General features: G+C 65.4%; 13 protein-coding genes. 6 read left to right on the forward strand and 7 right to left on the reverse strand.

The window, feature by feature from the left end; all coding sequences use genetic code 11:
* Positions 1-2: 2 nt before the first annotated feature.
* The 6 genes from AC1DYL_RS14470 to AC1DYL_RS14495 all read right to left on the reverse strand — a co-directional run bounded on the left by AC1DYL_RS14470 (position 3) and on the right by AC1DYL_RS14495 (position 5,749).
* A complete protein-coding gene (locus AC1DYL_RS14470; RefSeq protein ID WP_477173673.1) occupies positions 3-797 on the reverse strand; it encodes a DUF1684 domain-containing protein in 795 nt (264 codons plus the stop codon).
* Between the two features lie 20 nt (positions 798-817).
* Positions 818-1,564 carry an ABC transporter ATP-binding protein gene (locus AC1DYL_RS14475; RefSeq protein ID WP_477173674.1) on the reverse strand — a complete coding sequence of 249 codons (747 nt, stop codon included), beginning with the start codon at positions 1,562-1,564 and terminating at the stop codon, positions 818-820.
* Positions 1,561-2,367, reverse strand: a complete 807-nt coding sequence (locus tag AC1DYL_RS14480) for an ATP-binding cassette domain-containing protein (RefSeq protein ID WP_477173675.1) — start codon at positions 2,365-2,367, stop codon at positions 1,561-1,563. The genes AC1DYL_RS14475 and AC1DYL_RS14480 overlap by 4 nt, the downstream gene beginning before the upstream one ends.
* Positions 2,364-3,209 carry an ABC transporter permease gene (locus AC1DYL_RS14485; RefSeq protein ID WP_477173676.1) on the reverse strand — a complete coding sequence of 282 codons (846 nt, stop codon included), beginning with the start codon at positions 3,207-3,209 and terminating at the stop codon, positions 2,364-2,366. The genes AC1DYL_RS14480 and AC1DYL_RS14485 overlap by 4 nt, the downstream gene beginning before the upstream one ends.
* Complete coding sequence (locus AC1DYL_RS14490; RefSeq protein WP_477173677.1) at positions 3,206-4,183, reverse strand: ABC transporter permease; 978 nt, start codon at positions 4,181-4,183, stop codon at positions 3,206-3,208. Before AC1DYL_RS14490 ends, AC1DYL_RS14485 begins: the two co-directional genes overlap by 4 nt.
* A gap of 69 nt (positions 4,184-4,252) precedes the next feature.
* Positions 4,253-5,749, reverse strand: a complete 1,497-nt coding sequence (locus AC1DYL_RS14495) for an ABC transporter substrate-binding protein (protein ID WP_477173678.1) — start codon at positions 5,747-5,749, stop codon at positions 4,253-4,255.
* 307 nt (positions 5,750-6,056) lie between these two features.
* Here AC1DYL_RS14495 and AC1DYL_RS14500 point away from each other — a divergent pair, with 307 nt between their 5' ends.
* The 5 genes from AC1DYL_RS14500 to AC1DYL_RS14520 all read left to right on the forward strand — a co-directional run bounded on the left by AC1DYL_RS14500 (position 6,057) and on the right by AC1DYL_RS14520 (position 14,313).
* Positions 6,057-7,010, forward strand: a complete 954-nt coding sequence (locus tag AC1DYL_RS14500) for a UDP-glucuronic acid decarboxylase family protein (RefSeq protein ID WP_477151282.1) — start codon at positions 6,057-6,059, stop codon at positions 7,008-7,010.
* A complete protein-coding gene (gene galE / locus AC1DYL_RS14505; protein ID WP_477173679.1) occupies positions 7,010-7,984 on the forward strand; it encodes a UDP-glucose 4-epimerase GalE in 975 nt (324 codons plus the stop codon). Before AC1DYL_RS14500 ends, galE begins: the two co-directional genes overlap by 1 nt.
* A gap of 88 nt (positions 7,985-8,072) precedes the next feature.
* Positions 8,073-8,663 carry a hypothetical protein gene (locus tag AC1DYL_RS14510; RefSeq protein ID WP_477173680.1) on the forward strand — a complete coding sequence of 197 codons (591 nt, stop codon included), beginning with the start codon at positions 8,073-8,075 and terminating at the stop codon, positions 8,661-8,663.
* A 246-nt stretch (positions 8,664-8,909) separates the two neighbouring features.
* A complete protein-coding gene (locus AC1DYL_RS14515; protein ID WP_477173681.1) occupies positions 8,910-13,676 on the forward strand; it encodes a tetratricopeptide repeat protein in 4,767 nt (1,588 codons plus the stop codon).
* 115 nt (positions 13,677-13,791) lie between these two features.
* Positions 13,792-14,313 carry a transglutaminase-like cysteine peptidase gene (locus tag AC1DYL_RS14520; RefSeq protein WP_477173682.1) on the forward strand — a complete coding sequence of 174 codons (522 nt, stop codon included), beginning with the start codon at positions 13,792-13,794 and terminating at the stop codon, positions 14,311-14,313.
* Between the two features lie 76 nt (positions 14,314-14,389).
* Here AC1DYL_RS14520 and AC1DYL_RS14525 read toward each other — a convergent pair whose 3' ends face one another.
* Positions 14,390-14,839 carry a hypothetical protein gene (locus AC1DYL_RS14525; protein ID WP_477151277.1) on the reverse strand — a complete coding sequence of 150 codons (450 nt, stop codon included), beginning with the start codon at positions 14,837-14,839 and terminating at the stop codon, positions 14,390-14,392.
* Positions 14,840-15,544: 705 nt separating this feature from the next.
* Here AC1DYL_RS14525 and AC1DYL_RS14530 point away from each other — a divergent pair.
* Entirely contained in the window at positions 15,545-16,183 is a 639-nt protein-coding gene (locus AC1DYL_RS14530) for a sugar transferase (RefSeq protein ID WP_477173683.1), read from the forward strand.
* The last annotated feature ends 3 nt before the right edge of the window (positions 16,184-16,186 follow it).

The following is a 16,186-nucleotide window of genomic DNA, read 5'->3' on the forward strand; positions in this document are numbered from 1 at the left end:
CCTTAGGCCGGATAGGGCACGCGCTTCTCGCCCGCCTCGATGCGGAACGGCAGCACGTTCTCCGGCGGCGGCAGCGGGCACACCGCGAATTCGGTGAAAGCGCAGGGCGGGTTGATGGCCTTGTTGAAGTCCAGCACGATACTGGTCTCCGTTACCTCCTCGCCAAACAGGAAGCGCGAGGCGGGGTAGGTCGAATCCCGCGAGGTCGGGTCACGGATCACGAACTGCGGCGATTGCGGCGTACCGTGCGTGGCGATCAGCTCGTAGGCCTTGCCCTCATGCGTGAACACCGCCTTGTGCGTCACCGCGACGCCCGTGCGGATGTTGCCCGTGGTGTCGACATCCATCTCCACCGGCGCCTCGAACGGCACCCACTCGGCGACGATCCGCCAGTCCTGCTGCGCCGGAAAGTACTCGATCCCCGGGAAGGCACCCGGCGCCGCCGAGGCGGTGTCGCGGATGCGCAGGGCGTTGTCGCCGTTCACCGTGGTGATCTCGCAGAGCAGGGTGCCGAGCTGGAATTTTGGCGGGTTCTTCTTGTTCGGCGTGATGTGGATGGCCTCGCCGTCGGTCGGCTTGAACGTCACCGTCCCGTCCGCTTCCTGCGTCACCGTTCCCAGGTGCGCCGGGCCGGCCGAGATGACGATGTCGTTGTCTTCGGCCGTGCCGACGCTTGCCGAGCCGGGGTCGAGCACGAAGCGGCCGATAATGTTGAGCCAGCCGTTCGGCGCCTTGAGGTTGTTGAGGCGCCTGGTCTTCCAGGCGTCGAGCGCGGCGAAGTAATCAGAGTTAGTCATGGGAGTCGTCCTTGGGTGGCTCAGGCGGGCATACGCGGAACGCTGCCGAGCAGCTTCCGGGTGTATTGATGTTGGGGGTCGGCGAGGATTTTGCGAGTGGCCCCGGCCTCGACGATGCGGCCCTTTTCGAGGATCACCATCTCGTCGCAGAGCGCCGCCACCACGCCGAGATCGTGCGACACGAACACCAGCGTCATGTCGGCCGCCAGCCGCTTCAGCAGCTCGACGATACGGACGCGGGTCGAGAGATCGAGCGCGCTCACTGCCTCGTCCGCCAGCAGCAGTTTTGGCTTCGCGACGATGGCCCGGGCGATGGCGATACGCTGCCGCTGCCCGCCCGAGAATTCGTGCGGATAGCGGCCGAGAATCCCCGGCTCCAGCCCCACCGAAACCAGCGCCGCCTCGACCAGCGCCCGCCGGTCACCCGGAATACCGAGCGAGCGCAGTGGCTCCGCGACGATGCCGAGCACATTCTGTCGTGGGTCGAGCGAGGAATAGGGGTCCTGGAACACCGCCTGCACCTGCCGGCGATAGCCCCGCATGAAGCCGCCATTGCCGGTCTCGAGCCTCTTGCCATCGAACCGGATCTGCCCCGCGCTCGGCTTGGTCAATCCGAGCAGCAGCCGGAGCAGGGTGGTCTTGCCCGATCCGGACTCGCCCACCAGCCCGACGCTGGCGCCAGCGCGGATGCTGAGCGAGACGTCATTCAGCACCAGCCGCTCGCGGCTATAGCCGAAGCTGACATTCTCGACGCTGACGAGGCTCATGGCGTGCCCTCCAGCGCGTCGTCGAACGCCTTGGCAGCTGCCACCAGCGAGCGAGTGTAGTCGTCCTGCGGTGCGCCGAACACCTCGCCCACCGGCCCGGCCTCTACTGCCACGCCCGCCTTCATCACCACCACCCGGTCGACGATCTCGGCCACCACCGGCAGGTCGTGGCTGATGAACAGCAGCGCCATGCCGCGGTCCCGCACCAGCCCGTCCAGCAGCTTCAGGATTTCCGCCTGCGTCGTCACATCCAGCGCCGTGGTCGGCTCGTCGGCAATCAGAAGTTGCGGCCGGCACGCCAGCGCCATGGCAATCGCCACCCGCTGCCGCTGCCCACCGGAAATCTCGTGCGGATACGACCGCGCGATGCGCTCGGGCTGGGGCAGGGCCACATGCTCGAGCAGCGCCAGCACCTCACGGTCGAGCGCGGCGCCCGACAGCTCACGCCCATCGCGCCGCGCCCGCCGCCGCAGCGGCTCCGCCACCTGCCTGCTCACCCGCAGCAGCGGATCGAGCGCCGTCAGCGGCTCCTGAAACACGAACGCCGCCACCGTCCCGCGCAGCCCGTCGAGCACCCGGTCCGGCGCCCCGATCACCTGCTGCCCGCCCAGCAGGACCGAGCCCCTGGCAGCAACGGCCCGCGGCAGCAACCCGGTCGCTGCCATCGCCGTCAGCGACTTCCCCGACCCGGACTCCCCGATCAGCCCCAGCCGCTCGCCGGGCGCGATCGAGAAGGAGAGATTGGAAACCAGCGGCTTGCCGTCGACGCTGAGGTTGAGCTTGTCGATCGTGAGCAGGCTCATCGCGAACCCCTCCGCGTCGGGTCGCCGATATCGCGCAGCCCATCGGCCAGCAGGTTGATCCCGATCACCAGCGACACCAGTGCGATGCCCGGCGCGATCGCCCCGATCGGCGCGGTGTACACCGTCCCCTGCGCTTCCTGCAGCAGCCGGCCCCAGCTGGCGTTCGGCGGCGGCGCCCCCAGCCCGAGATAACTGAGCGACGCCTCGGCGATCGCCGCGAGACCGAACTGCAGCGCAAAGTTCACCGACAGCGTCGGCCAGATGTTGGGCAGCACATGCTGGAACACGATGCCCAGCCACGAAGTGCCAGACGTCCGCGCCGCCGTGATGTAGTCCATCAGCAGCACCCGCTTGGCGAGGATACGCGTCAGCCGCGCCACGATGGCGGAGAGCGCAATCCCCAGCGCCAGGATCGCCGTGCCGAGGCTCGCCGTATCGCTTGCCGCGACCACCAGCATGGCGATCAGCAGGGTAGGGAAGGCGATGAGAATATCGAGCGTCGCCGCCAGCGCATCGTCGAGCAGCCGCGTCGCGAACGCCGCCAGCATGCCGAGCGTCACCCCGATCAGCCCGCCGATCGCCACCGCGCCGACGCCGACGATCAGCGCGATGCGCGAGCCGATCATGATCTGCGTGAAGAAATCGCGGCCCAGCCGGTCGGTCCCAGCCCAATGCTCCCACGATGGCGGCGCCAGCCGTCCGCCGGTCAGCGCCGTCGGATCGTATGGCGTCCATACCAGCGTCAGCAGCGCCACAGCCACGTGGATGGCAACCAGCGCGAAGCCGAGCCACAGCATCCACGACCCGCGCCACCGCGGCGCAGTTGCCACGACCGCGCTCATGGCGCACCCGCCCGGCCGCGCAGCCGTGGATCGATGAAGCGCTGCAGCAGGTCCGCCGCAAAGCCGATCAGCAGCACCAGCAGCGTCGAGATGAACAGCACGCCCTGCACATTGGGATAGTCGCGCTGCTGGATGGCGAGCAGCAGCATCGAGCCGAGCCCTGGCAGCGCGAACACCTTCTCCACCACCACCGCGCCGAGGAACGTCGTCGCGAGCTCAATGCCGAGGATCGAAATCACCGGCACCGCCCCGTTGCGGATGCCGTGCCGTACCAGCGCCTCGACAAAGCCAGAGCCGAGCGCTCGGGCCGTCCGGATGTAGTCGCTGCCAACCACATCCTGCGTCGCCGAGCGCACGTAGCGCAGCAGCGACGCCGCGATCACCAGCGCCACCGTCAACACGGGCAGGGCGAGCGCCACCGCCGCCTCGCCGAAATTGGCCCACCCCTTCAGCGGAAAGCCGCCGGACGGAAACAGCCTGAGGTTGATGGCAAAGATCGTGACGATCAGAATCCCCAGCCAGAACACCGGAATGGCGATCCCCAGCTGGCTGACGATCGAAATCGCCGCCCCGTACCACCGGTCCCCCTTCACCGCCGCGATGATCCCGAGCGGCAGCGCGATGACGATGGCGAGCACGAACCCCAGAATCGTCAGCGGCAGCGTCACGCTCAGCCGGTTGCCGATCTCACCCAGGACGCTGGCCTTGCTGACGAACGACGTACCCAGGTCGAACCGCGCGAGGTTGCCGACGAACGTCACGAACTGCGTCGTCAACGGCTGGTCGGAGCCGACCTGGCTCCGCGCCGCCTCTATCTGCGCCTCGGTGGCGCCGACGCCCAAGAGCGCATTGGCCGGATCGCCGGGTAGCAATCTGAGCAGCACGAACAGCACCACTGCCGCGATCAGCAGCGACAGGATCAGGATGCCGAGACGGCGGAGGAGATAGGTGAGAATGGAGTGTGGCCTTCGCAAAAATGAGAGCGCCGCACTCTAGCGTGCGGCGCTCTCGTCGTCATGGACCGGGGTCTTGCGACCCAGAGCTTACTTCGCCTTCTGGATCCCATAGGCGAAGAACTGCGAGTTCAGCCCGTTCACCGGATAGCCGGTGACATTGGCGGCCGAAACCACGATCTGCGGGTAGAGGTAGAGCCAGTTGCTGGCTGCGTCTTCCGCGATGAGCTTGTTGGCTTCCAGCAGTTTGGCGTTCTGCTCGTCGATGGTCGCGGCCGCCTCGCTGTCGGCAATCAGCTTCACCACCTCGGGGTTGTTGTAGCCCCAGTAGAAGTCTGGGTTGCCGTAGAACACGATGTCGCGGTGGTTGACGTGCTCCTGCAGCGTCGCCTGGAAGTCGTGCGCCTTGTAGATCTTCTCGTACCACTCGTTGGCGGTGATGACGTTGATGTTCACCTTCACGCCGACCTTGGCGTACTCGGCCTGCAGGAACTGCGCGACGATCGGATGCGGGTCGTAGTCGGGGGTATCGAGCGTGAACTCGAAGCCATCCGGGTAGCCGGCTTCCGCCAGCAGCGCCTTGGCCGCATCGACGTCATAGGCATCGACGCCGGTCAGGTCGACGTACCACGGGTCGGTCGGCGGCACGAACGAGCCGATCAGCGTGCCGTAGTCGCCCCAGATCGAGTTGAGCAGCTTCGCCTTGTCGGTGGCCTTGGCCAGAGCCTTGCGCACCTTGACGTTGTCGAACGGTGCAACACGGTCGTTCCAGGCCAGCAGTTCCTTGGTGGTCGAAGCGCCCTCGGTCACCGTGTAGGCCGCGTTGCCGGCGAACTGCGCCAGCGAGTCCGGGCTCTGCACCGAGGTGATCACATCCACCGCGTTGGTCAGCAGCGCGTTGTTCAGCGCCGTCGCGTCGGTGAAGTAAGTGTAGATCACTTCGCCGTTGCTCGGCGCGGTGCCCCAGTACTTGTCGTTGCGGGCCAGTGCCAGCGCCGAACCGCGGCGCCATTCACCGAGCGTATAGGGGCCGGTGCCGTCTTCCGTCGCAGTGATATCGGTCGCCTTGTCGTTGACGATCCACACGTAGCTCAAATTGTAGGGCAGCGAGATCGAGCGGGCCGACAGCGTGATCACGACGGTCTGGTCATCCGGCGTCTCGATGGCGGTAATGGTCGACAGGCTCTTCTTGCGCGAGCTCTTCGAGGCCTCGGCGGTGACGCGCTCGATCGAGTACTTCACGTCGGCGGCGGTCAGCGGATCGCCCGAATGGAAGGTCACGCCGGGCTTCAGCTTGAAGGTATAGGTGAGGCCGTCTTCGCTGGCGGTGTAGCTGTCGACGAGCTTCGGTTCTACCGCGCCCGCATCGGTCAACTGGAATAGCGCCTCGTAGACGTTGCCGTTGAACGCCTCGTTGATGCCCTGGCCGGCGCCGGCGGTGTTGTCGAGGTTCTGCGGCTCGTACAGCGAGCCGATACGGATCGTAGCGTTGGCATCGAACTCCTGCGCCATGGCGAGCGGCGCCAGCGCAACGCTGCCAAGCAGCGTTGCGGCGACCAGCGCGCGGCGGATGGAAATCTGGTTCATTCGGGGAACTCCTTGTTCGGCGTGGACCGATGCATGAAAGCGGTCTCACATTGGTATCTAGATACCCCGTTGCCGCTGAAAACCCTATGCTTTTACTAGTCTAATCCAACTGTTCGCGACGCCCGTAGCGGAACGCCCTTCGCTGCCGACCCGCGAATAGAAAATCTCGTTCCTCGTGGCGCTGGCCGGCGCCACGCCGCCCGGAAGTTACAGATATTGCAAGCTTTTCACAGCGTCTGCGGCTACGCTGCGTTAGGTTTGGTTCCAGCGCCCACGGGCGGCGCGCTGCATACGGGGGAGGCGCGCCATGAGAAACGGTGCGGTGCAACGGATACTGGTGACCGGCGGCGCCGGCTTTCTCGGCAGCCACCTCTGCGACCGGCTCATCGCGGATGGGCACGAGGTCATTTGCGCCGATAATTTCTACACGGGCACAAAGGCCAATATCAGCCACCTGCTCGGTCACCCGCGCTTCGAGCTGCTCCGGCACGACGTGACCTTCCCGCTCTATGTAGAAGTTGACCGGATCTACAATCTGGCCTGTCCCGCCTCGCCGGTGCATTACCAGCGCGATCCGGTGCAGACCACCAAGACCAGCGTTCATGGCGCCATCAACATGCTGGGCCTCGCCAAGCGGCTGAACGCACGCATCCTTCAGGCCTCGACCAGCGAGGTCTACGGTGATCCCGAGGTTCACCCGCAGACCGAACAGTACTGGGGTCGCGTCAACCCGATCGGCCCGCGCGCCTGCTACGACGAGGGCAAGCGCTGCGCCGAGACGCTGTTCTTCGATTATCACCGCCAGCACCAGCTCGATATCAAGGTGATGCGCATCTTCAATACCTACGGGCCGCGCATGCAGCCCGACGATGGCCGCGTAGTGTCCAACTTCATTGTCCAGGCGCTGCGTGGCGAGCCGCTGACCATCTACGGCGACGGCAGCCAGACGCGCAGCTTCTGCTACGTCGACGACCTCATCGAAGGCATGGTCAGGCTGATGGAGACGGGGCGCGATGTCCCCGGGCCGGTCAATATCGGCAATCCCGGTGAGTTCACGATGCGCGAACTGGCCGAGATCGTCATCCAGCAGACCGGCAGCCGTTCGGAACTGGTCTTCTTGCCCATCCCTCCAGATGACCCGCGCCAGCGCCGTCCCGATATCGCCCTGGCCCGCGAGAAACTCGGCTGGGCTCCGACGGTCGAGCTGGCGGCCGGAATGAGCCGCACCATCGCGTACTTCCGTGAACTATTGGCGGCCTGATGCGCGTCGCCGTGGTTGGTGGAGCAGGGTACATCGGCAGCCACGCCGCCAAGGCGCTGGCTATTGCCGGGCACGAGCCCGTCGTGATCGACAATCTCTCGACCGGTCACCGCGAGGCCGTTCGATGGGGCCCGCTCCACGAGGCCGACATCCGCGACCGCGAGCGCCTGCGGGGGCTCTTCGCTGAACTCCGGCCCGAGGCGGTGATGCACTTTGCTGCCTCCGCCTATGTCGGGGACTCGATGCGGGCGCCGCTCGCCTACTACGATAACAACGTATTGGGCACGCTCTGCCTCGTCGAAGCAGCGCAGCGCGCGGATTGCGTAGCCTTCGTCTTCTCGTCGTCCTGCGCCACTTATGGTGTGCCGCAACTGCTGCCCATCACCGAAGCGACGTCGCAGCATCCGACCAATCCTTATGGCGAAACCAAGCTCGCCTGTGAGCGCCTGCTGCACTGGACCGGAGCGGCGCATGGCCTCAACTGGATGGCGCTGCGCTACTTCAATGCCGCCGGAGCCGATCCGGAGGGAGAGATCGGCGAGATGCACGAGCCCGAGCCGCACCTGATCCCCCTGGCCCTCAAGGCCGCCGCGGGCACCGGCTTACCGCTCAAGGTCATGGGCACAGACTATCCGACGCCAGACGGGACCGCCTTGCGCGACTACGTGCACGTCTCCGATCTCGCGGCTGCACACGTCCTCGCGCTCGAGCATCTGGTGAGGGGCGGCCAATCCCGCGCAGTAAATCTGGGCACCGGCCGACCGCACAGCGTGTTGGATGTCATCCGCACCGTGGAGAGCGTGGTCGGTCGCCCGGTTCCGCACGAACTGGCGCCGAGACGGGCAGGGGATCCGCCCGAACTGTGGGCCGACAGTGCGTTGGCTGGCTCATTGCTCGGCTGGACTCCGGCATATCCCGGGCTCGACGCGATGGTCGCTAGCGCCTGGGCCTGGGAGACGCGGCTCCGGCGCTAACCTTACCGGCCAATATTGTGCCATGCCGCGCGCCGCATCTGGCAAGCCCGTGTTAGGAACCTCGCTGCGGCATCTATGGAGTATTGGTATGCGATACTACGCGATCGCCGCGCTTCTGGCATTTCTCGGGACTGCTACCCCCGCCGTCGCCGCCGACGTCCCGGCGCGGCCGGTGCAGGCTAGTCCCGAGCTCGCGCAAGAGGCGGCCCGCCATTACGTGTCGCAGCGAGCGGTTCTCTTCATGATCCGCGCCACCTACGGCGTCATTTCGTCCACCGACGTTCCCGCGCTGCTCGCCGCCGACGTACGCGCGGTCGGCACGGCTGGGCCGACCGCGCGCGACACCGCTGAGCTCCGCCGCGACCTCATCGCCGAGGGCAGCTATTTCCTGATCTCGCTGCGGTACCTTGCCGAGAGCGGCGGCGCCAACTGGCCCGGGGACCGGGCCGAGGCGATGTACAGCAGCGACGCGACGGTCACCGTGGATACCTTACTGGACCGCCTGTTCGATGCCGTCGATGCGGGGGAGGACGTGCTGCCGATCATGCAACAGGTCGACGAACTCTACTTCCTCACCGAGGGGGTGCACAGGGTTGAAGGCGACCTCGATCACTTCGCTGGTCGCGACGAGCTTGTAGATGATGCCTTCCTCCGGGCCGGAATTCGGTCGGGCACCTGAAGTTGATAGGGTCGGTCGTGCTTCGGAGGCAAAATTGACTGGAACGGTGGTGCAATAGAGCGCTAGCGTCGTCTTAAAATGGAGGGGCGTGCGATGGCCGTGACTCTTGGCAGATTTGTTGTTTTGGCCACAATGATTGTGGTTCCCGGCCTCTTCCTATCGAGCGCCAGCGCCCAGGAACGATGTGAGGCCAGCCAGATCCCGCCGGCCCCGCGCACGGTGCGTCCACTGAACGAGTTGCGGCAGATGCTCCGCGATCCGGCTCAGGGCGCTCAATACTGCCAGGCGATCGCCGAGCTCGACGTCATCGGGGACACCGGCAACGCGAGCGCCATCCTCCTGCTCGGCGATATCTTCGCCCAGAACAAGATCATCGACGTCGATGGCCCGCGTGCCACTGCCTACTACGAGGAAGCGCTCCGGCTTGGTGAGCAGCCAGCGCTACAGAGACTGGGTGATCTCTATCGGCAAGGCGTCGGTATGCCGGTCGATCTCGACCGTGCGATCACCTACTACGAGCGGCTGCTCGATAGCGGCGACACCACCGGCGCCATTCGCCTCGCGGACCTCTACATCGCCGGCAACGGAGCAATTGCCGCGAACCCTGCCAAGGCAGTCGCGTACTACGAACAGGCCGCCGCGGCCGGCAAGAACGAGGCGCTCGTAAAGCTCGGTCAGCTCTATCTCGATGGCACGGGCGTCGCCGCCGATGCCGCCAGGGCCGTCCAGTACTTCGAGACCGCGTTCAACGCGGGAGACGCCGGCGCGGGGCTGCGGCTCGGCAACGTGTACATCGCCGGTCGCGATGCCATACCCGCGGATGTCGCAAAGGCACTGGCTTACTACGAAGGAGCCGCCGCCAAGGGCCAACCAGCGGGATTCCTCGCGCTCGGCGAAATCTACCGCAACGGCAAATACGTGGCCAAGGACGACCCGCGAGCGGCGGAGTATTTCGAAGCGGCACTGGCCGCGGGCAACAATGCCGCGCTCGTTCGGCTTGGCGACATCAAGGCCGCCGCAGGTGATGCGGCCGGAGCCCTTGGCTACTACGATCGCGCGAAGGCCGCCGGCCAGCGCGACGCCCTGGTCCGGCTCGGCGACATTTTCAATGACGGCAAACTGGTGCCCGCCGATATCGACAAAGCGACGCGCTACTTTGACGAGGCCCTGGCGCAGGGCGATGCCGCCGGCGCATTGCGGCTTGGCGACCTGTACGCGTCCGGCAAAAGCGTGGTGGCCGACCCCGAGCGGGCGCGCGGCTACTATCTCAAGGCTCTCGAACTCAAGAATTTCGCCGGTGCCATGCGGCTGGCCGACATGGCGGGCACCGCCGGTAACGCCGAAGATGCGCTCAAATACCTGAATGTGGCGCGAGACGGCGGCGATCGCGGCGCGCTCCTCCGGCTGGGGGATTTCTACCGCAACGGCAAGCTGGTGCCGCGCGACGATGCCAAGGCGGTCGAATACTACCAGGCAGCCTTCGACCAAGGGACAGCCGATGCCGCGATGCGGCTCGGCGAGGTCTATCTCGCAGGCCACGACACGGAGCGCGCGATAGCTAGTTTCACGGCGGCCATCGAACACGGCGTGATTGGCGGTCACGCCAAGATCGGCGACATCTACCGCGAAGGCGCTGGTGTTAAGCAGAACACGGACAAGGCCGTAGCCGAATATGAGGCCGGCCTGGCCGCTGGGGACGGCAACGCGGCGCTTCGGCTTGGTGATCTCTATCGCGACGGCCGGCTCGTTAAGGGCAGTGCCAAGCGGGCCATCGGTTTCTATGAGAAGGCGACCGAGGCCGGCATCGGCGCCGGCTGGACGCGCCTGGGCGACCTTTACAGCAGCGGCACCCTGGTCGCGCTCGACGCCAAGCAGGCCGTCGCCAGCTATGAGAAAGGGCTGGCCGCCGGCGATTCCGACGCCGCTATCCGGCTAGGCAATCTGTTCCTCGAGGGCAACATCGTCGGCGCCGATCCGGCGCGGGCGGCAGCCTACTACGACAACGCGTTGGACCGCGTGCCGGACAAGGTGCTGATGCGCCTTGCGAGCATTTTCCGCGACGGCGTGCTGGTCGAACCGAGCCCGGTGCGCGCGGTCTTCCTCTATGATCGAGCCCTGGACGCCGGCCAGAAGGGCGCTGCCCTGGAGATCGCCGAGATCTACTTCCAAGGAGCGCTGTTGCCGCAGGACCTCGCCAAGGCGGAGTCCTACTACCTGCAATCGCCCGATGGTGTGCCGGACGACGCCCTGCTGGTGTTCGGCGACATGTATCGCGACGGTGCCGGTGTTGCCGTCGATGTCGACAAGGCAGCCAAATACTACAGGGCAGCGCGCAAGGTTGAGGCGGGCCGGGCCGGCATGCGGCTGGGCGACCTGCTGGCCACCACTGACCCGGTAGCGGCGGCCGACAACTATCAGCTCGCGGCCGATGCGGGCGAGCGCGACGCTTACCTGAAGCTGGCCGACATCTACCGGGACGGAAAGACGGGGCAGGTCGATGCGGAGAAGGCCTCCGCGCTCTACGAGGAGGCTCTGGCGCGCGGCGACGCTACCGCGGCCGCTCGGCTCGGCGACCTCTACTTCGATAGCGGACTGGTGCCGCAGGACGTCGCCAAGGCGGCGGACTTCTACAAGCAGTCGGCCGGCGGCGTTCCGGCCAAGGCACTGATTGCCGTAGCCGACATGCGCCTGGCCGAGGCGCCGGCAGAGGCTATTGCCTATTACGATGCCGCACTGCAGGCCGGCGACAAACTCGCTGCCGCTCGCTTGGGCGACGTCCACTTAAAGGGCAACGGCACGGCACGCGACATCGCTCGGGCATATGACGAGTTCGCCGCCGCCGGAGATCTCGCCGACCCGGCATCGCTGCTCGCCCTCGGCGATCTCTATCGCGATGGCGATGGAGTAGCAGTCAGCGCCGAGCGAAGCATCGAGCTTTACCAGCGCGCGCTCGCATCGGGATCACCCGACGCGGCCACCCGCCTGGGCGACGTGTACTTCGACGGCGTTCTGCTACCTCGGGATATCGCGAAGGCTGCGGGATACTACCAGCAGACCGAGACGGGCATCCCGGCCAAGGCGCTGATCGCGACCGCCGAAGCCAACCTGTCGGGCCTGATGGGTACCCCCGATGTGCCGATGGTGACCGATCTCCTCGAGCGTGCCGTGGCTGATGGGCAGTTGGCCGCAGCCGTACGGCTGGGTGATCTCGATTTCGCGGCCGGAAATGCAGTCGGCGCCGCCGACCACTATGATCGGGCGCCAGCTTTGGTGCCGCCGCAGCGCCTGCTCGAACTCGGTGATGCACTGCTCACCGGCGAGGGGCGTGAAAGCGGCGGCAACCGCGCCGTGGCTTACTACCAGGCCGCACTGGAGGGCGGAGTGAGAGCCGCGGCCGACCGCCTCGGCAATCTCTATTTCGACGGCGAGTTGGTGGCCAAAGACGAGACCAAGGCGGCGAGGCATTTCCTCGACGCTCCTGGAGGCGTGCCGACCAAGGCGCTGCTTTCCGTTGGCGATCAGTTGCGCGACGGCAAGCTGGGCGCCCCGGACGGTGCGGCGGCAATCAAATACTACGAGGCCGCCCTTGCGGCCGGCGAGAACGCAGCCTTGGGGCGTCTTGGTGATCTCTACTTCGAAGGCAAGCTCGTCCCTGCCGACATGGCGAAGGCGGAAGCCTTCTACCTGAAATCGCCTGACGGTGTGCCGGCCAACGCCGCGCTGGCGTTTGGCGATCGCTATCGCGATGGCAACGGGGTGCCCGCTGATATCGACAAGGCCATTGCCTACTACCAGGCCTCCAGTGCCGGAGGAGAAACTGCGGCGGCCCTGCGCTTGGGTGACATCTATTTCGACGGCAAGCTGGTGGCCGCCGACATCGTCAAGGCCGGCGGCTATTACGCCACCGCCACCGGTCAGCTCGGAGCCGATGTCCTGCTGCGCCTCGGCGACGGTTTCGCCGAGCAAGGTGCCGACGCCACCCGCATCGTGTCCTACTACGAGCAAGCGCTGGCCAAGGGCGATGCAGAGGCGGCCCGTCGCCTCGGCGATCTCTATTTCGAGGGCGGGCCGGTCCCTCGCGATCTCGGTGTGGCCGCTTCCTACTACGACCAGTTCGATGGCGATCTGGGACCGGATACCTACGCGGCGCTGGGCGATGCGTTCAGCCCCGGCAGCGCCTCGGCGGACAGCGCCAGGGCGGCCGGCTATTTCGAGAAAGCCGCAGCGGCAGGCAATCACGACGTTCTCGCGAAACTTGGCACCCTCTACCTCGGCGCACCAGGACTGGTGCCCGATTTGCCCAAAGCCGAGAGTCACTTCATTCAGGCGGCGATCGATGGCGATGCGACCCCGCTGTTCTCGCTTGCCATGGGCTATCTCGATGGCGCCATGGAAGGGCAGCCGCCCGACGCCGGTATCGCGTTGCTGCGCCGCGCCGCAGAGGCCGGCGTGCCTGACGCCTCGATGCGCCTAGCTGATGCTTTGCTCGCCGGACATGGCATAGCCCCCGATCCCGCTGCTGCTGTCTCGGTGCTGAAGGCCGCGGTCGACGCCGGTGACGTCGCGGCAGCGCGCCGCTTGATCGCGCTGTTGCTCGAGGGCTCCGACGGCGTCGCCCGCGATCCGTCGACGGCGCGCGTCATGTTGGCCAAGGTGGAGACCAAGCTCGATCCGCAGGATCATCTGTTCGAGCAGATGCTGCTCGATGCGGCCAGTCGCAAGTCGCCCGCCGCGTACGCTGAGGCTGCCGAACGGTTCATGAAACTCGATCTGCAAAGACGCGCCATGCTATTGCCGCGATTGCGCGGCCTAAGTGAGAACGCGTACGTTTTCGTCGTGCAGGAGCTGCTGCGGCAGCAGGGTCTTTTCGAGGGCACGCCTGATGGCATGCTAACGGGGGCAACCATCCGTGGCATTCGCGAACTGTGCGTCAGCAAGGGCAAGGCGAACGCCTGCGACGCAGGCCCGCTCGGTCCTGCTGCTGTTGAGGTCGTGGTCAGCACGTTGAAATGACGTCTGATAGGAAAGTTCGACCGGCGCAAATTAGCTAAAATGCGCCGGATACCTGAAAATGCCCGGAAATCCGGGAGTGTCATTGTGCCGCCGTGCCCAATGAGGGGATGGCGGAATGAAATCGAGATTGATGGTTGCAATAGCGCTCGTGATCGCCGTGCTGGCGGGCACGGTGGAAGTTCAGGCAGCGGGCGCCCAGTCACCGCTCGGTTTCAAGATTTTCTGTATCAAGAACCCCGGTGAGTGCCAGCCTGGTGGCAAGTCCTCGGTACCGATGACCGACGCCACCATGCAGACGCTCAAGCGCGTCAATCTGTCGGTGAACAATGCCATCCGCCCCAAGAACGACAATCGGGGCAAGGACGTCTGGACGCTGAACGCCAGCAGCGGCGACTGCGAAGACTATGTCGTCACCAAGCGTTCCCGGCTGATCAAGCTGGGGCTGCCGCCTGGCGCGCTCCGCATCGCCTTTGCCAAGACCCGCTCGGGCGAGGGGCACGCGATCCTCGTCGTCAAGACCAGCCAGGGCGACTTCGTGCTCGACAACCGCACCAACGCGGTCAAGCTCAAGGCCCAGGCCGGCCTGCGGATCATTTCCATGTCGGGCGCTAACCCGAAGTCGTGGACCGGCGCCTGATCCATCGGCTCTGCCGCAATGAGAAAGGGCCCCGAGGGGCCCTTTGCCTTTTTCGCGAACCTCGTTGGTCGGCAGCTTAGCTATTGCTGGCCGGCTCGGGTATGGGGTTGATCGCCGACGTCGGTGAGAAATCGCAGCTGTCGATCTGCTGGCCGATCAGGATGTATTCGGCCTTGACGTCTGCATCGAGCACCTTGCCGGCCGCTGTCGAGATTGCCTCGGGCAATTCAGTCTCGGCAATCTTGCAGTCCGGATCGTCGCGGTACAGTTCCACCAGCTTTAGGATCAGTTCAGTGATCTGCGGGTCAGCCTCCGCCGAGGGGGCCCCGATTACGCCTAGAAAGTCGGCCACGGCCTTGATGCACTGGCCATCCCGGCTGTGGTCGTCCTCATACTGGAGATTGATGACGTCAGTGCAGACCGTCATCACTTCATCTATGGTGCTGCTCTGGGCGAGGGCCGGAAGCGGCACGGCCACCGGGAGAGACAACACCAGCGCCGCCGCAGCTGTAATAAGCCATCTCATAGCGCTTTCCTTACACGGTACATTAATACCTCGTTAAGTAAGCGCCTTGCACGGCGGAAAGTCAACAAATCTGGGCGCGCCAGGCAATCAGTTCGGGAAAGGGTTAATCGCGGGGCCCTGGCGACGACCAATTACGGTCCCGGCCGCGACCAGGCCAAGTTGTGCCTTCCCGACTATAGAGCAAACTGAGCCAGGCCACGGAGTATTTCTGCCCGGACCGCGGGCTCGACGACACGCCGGGGACGGTTCGGGACCTCACGACAACTGTCGTCGGGAAAAGCTGAACTGTTTTGTCTGATTATCCCAGTCGCCCCCGCGCGCGCCTCCGCCTGTCCGGTCGGGGCGACGTAAATCGTTCGTGATCACGCCAACCCTTGGCAAAACCTGGATGCTTGATGCGCCTGCGGCGGCTGGCCGGTCGGCTTTTTAGTGGCCGTTACAAGGCACTGATGTGATTACGTCCTTGCGCTTCTGGTTAATATATCGTTAAGTTCATATGGGTTGCGGAGCCTTAAGTACTGTGAGTGCGGACGGTTCTTCTGACGTCCGGGGTGCGAGGTGCCGCCCATGGCAGAGATATCATTTGGCCAAAATCCCCGACAGCCGCTGCGTCGGGATGCAACCTTCCAGATCGCTTCGGTACACCCAGCAAGGCCGCCCATTGTCACAAATCACAGCGGACTGCCGCTGCGGTGGCGCGACGGGATGCCGATCGTGGCGTCCTCGACGTTTGCTGGCCATTGTTATGCGGTGCTGAAGCGCGCCGTTGATATTGTAATGGCTATCGCAGCGATAGTAGTTCTCGCCCCGTTGCTGCTGGGCGTGGCGCTTGCGATAAGGCTGACCAGCCCGGGGCCCGTGCTGTTTCGGCAAATGCGCGCGGGGCGGAACGACACGCTGTTCCAGCTCTACAAATTCAGAACCATGCGCGTGGACGTGTGCGATCACTCAGGTGTTGCGCAAACAGTGCTCGGCGATGAACGCGTCACCCCGATAGGCCGGTGGCTGCGCTGCTCGAGCCTTGACGAGCTTCCTCAACTCTTCAACATCCTGCGGGGCGACATGTCGTTCGTCGGCCCGCGTCCGCACGTTGCCGGGCAGCTGGCTGGCGGCAGGCCGTACCGGGCGCTCGTCGCCTACTACGACATGCGGCGCAGCGTTCGACCCGGGTTGACCGGCTGGGCGCAGGCGAATGGGCTGCGAGGGCCGACCGACGATCCGACCAAGGCGCGCGAACGCGTCGAGCACGACATGGCCTACATCCAGAATGCCTCCCTCCTGCTGGATTTCCGGATCATCTTCCTCACCGCCCGAGACGAGTTCATTTCGGGCAGCGGCAACTAGGCC

The sequence above is a fragment of the Devosia sp. P1_H9 genome (genome assembly GCF_056405135.1).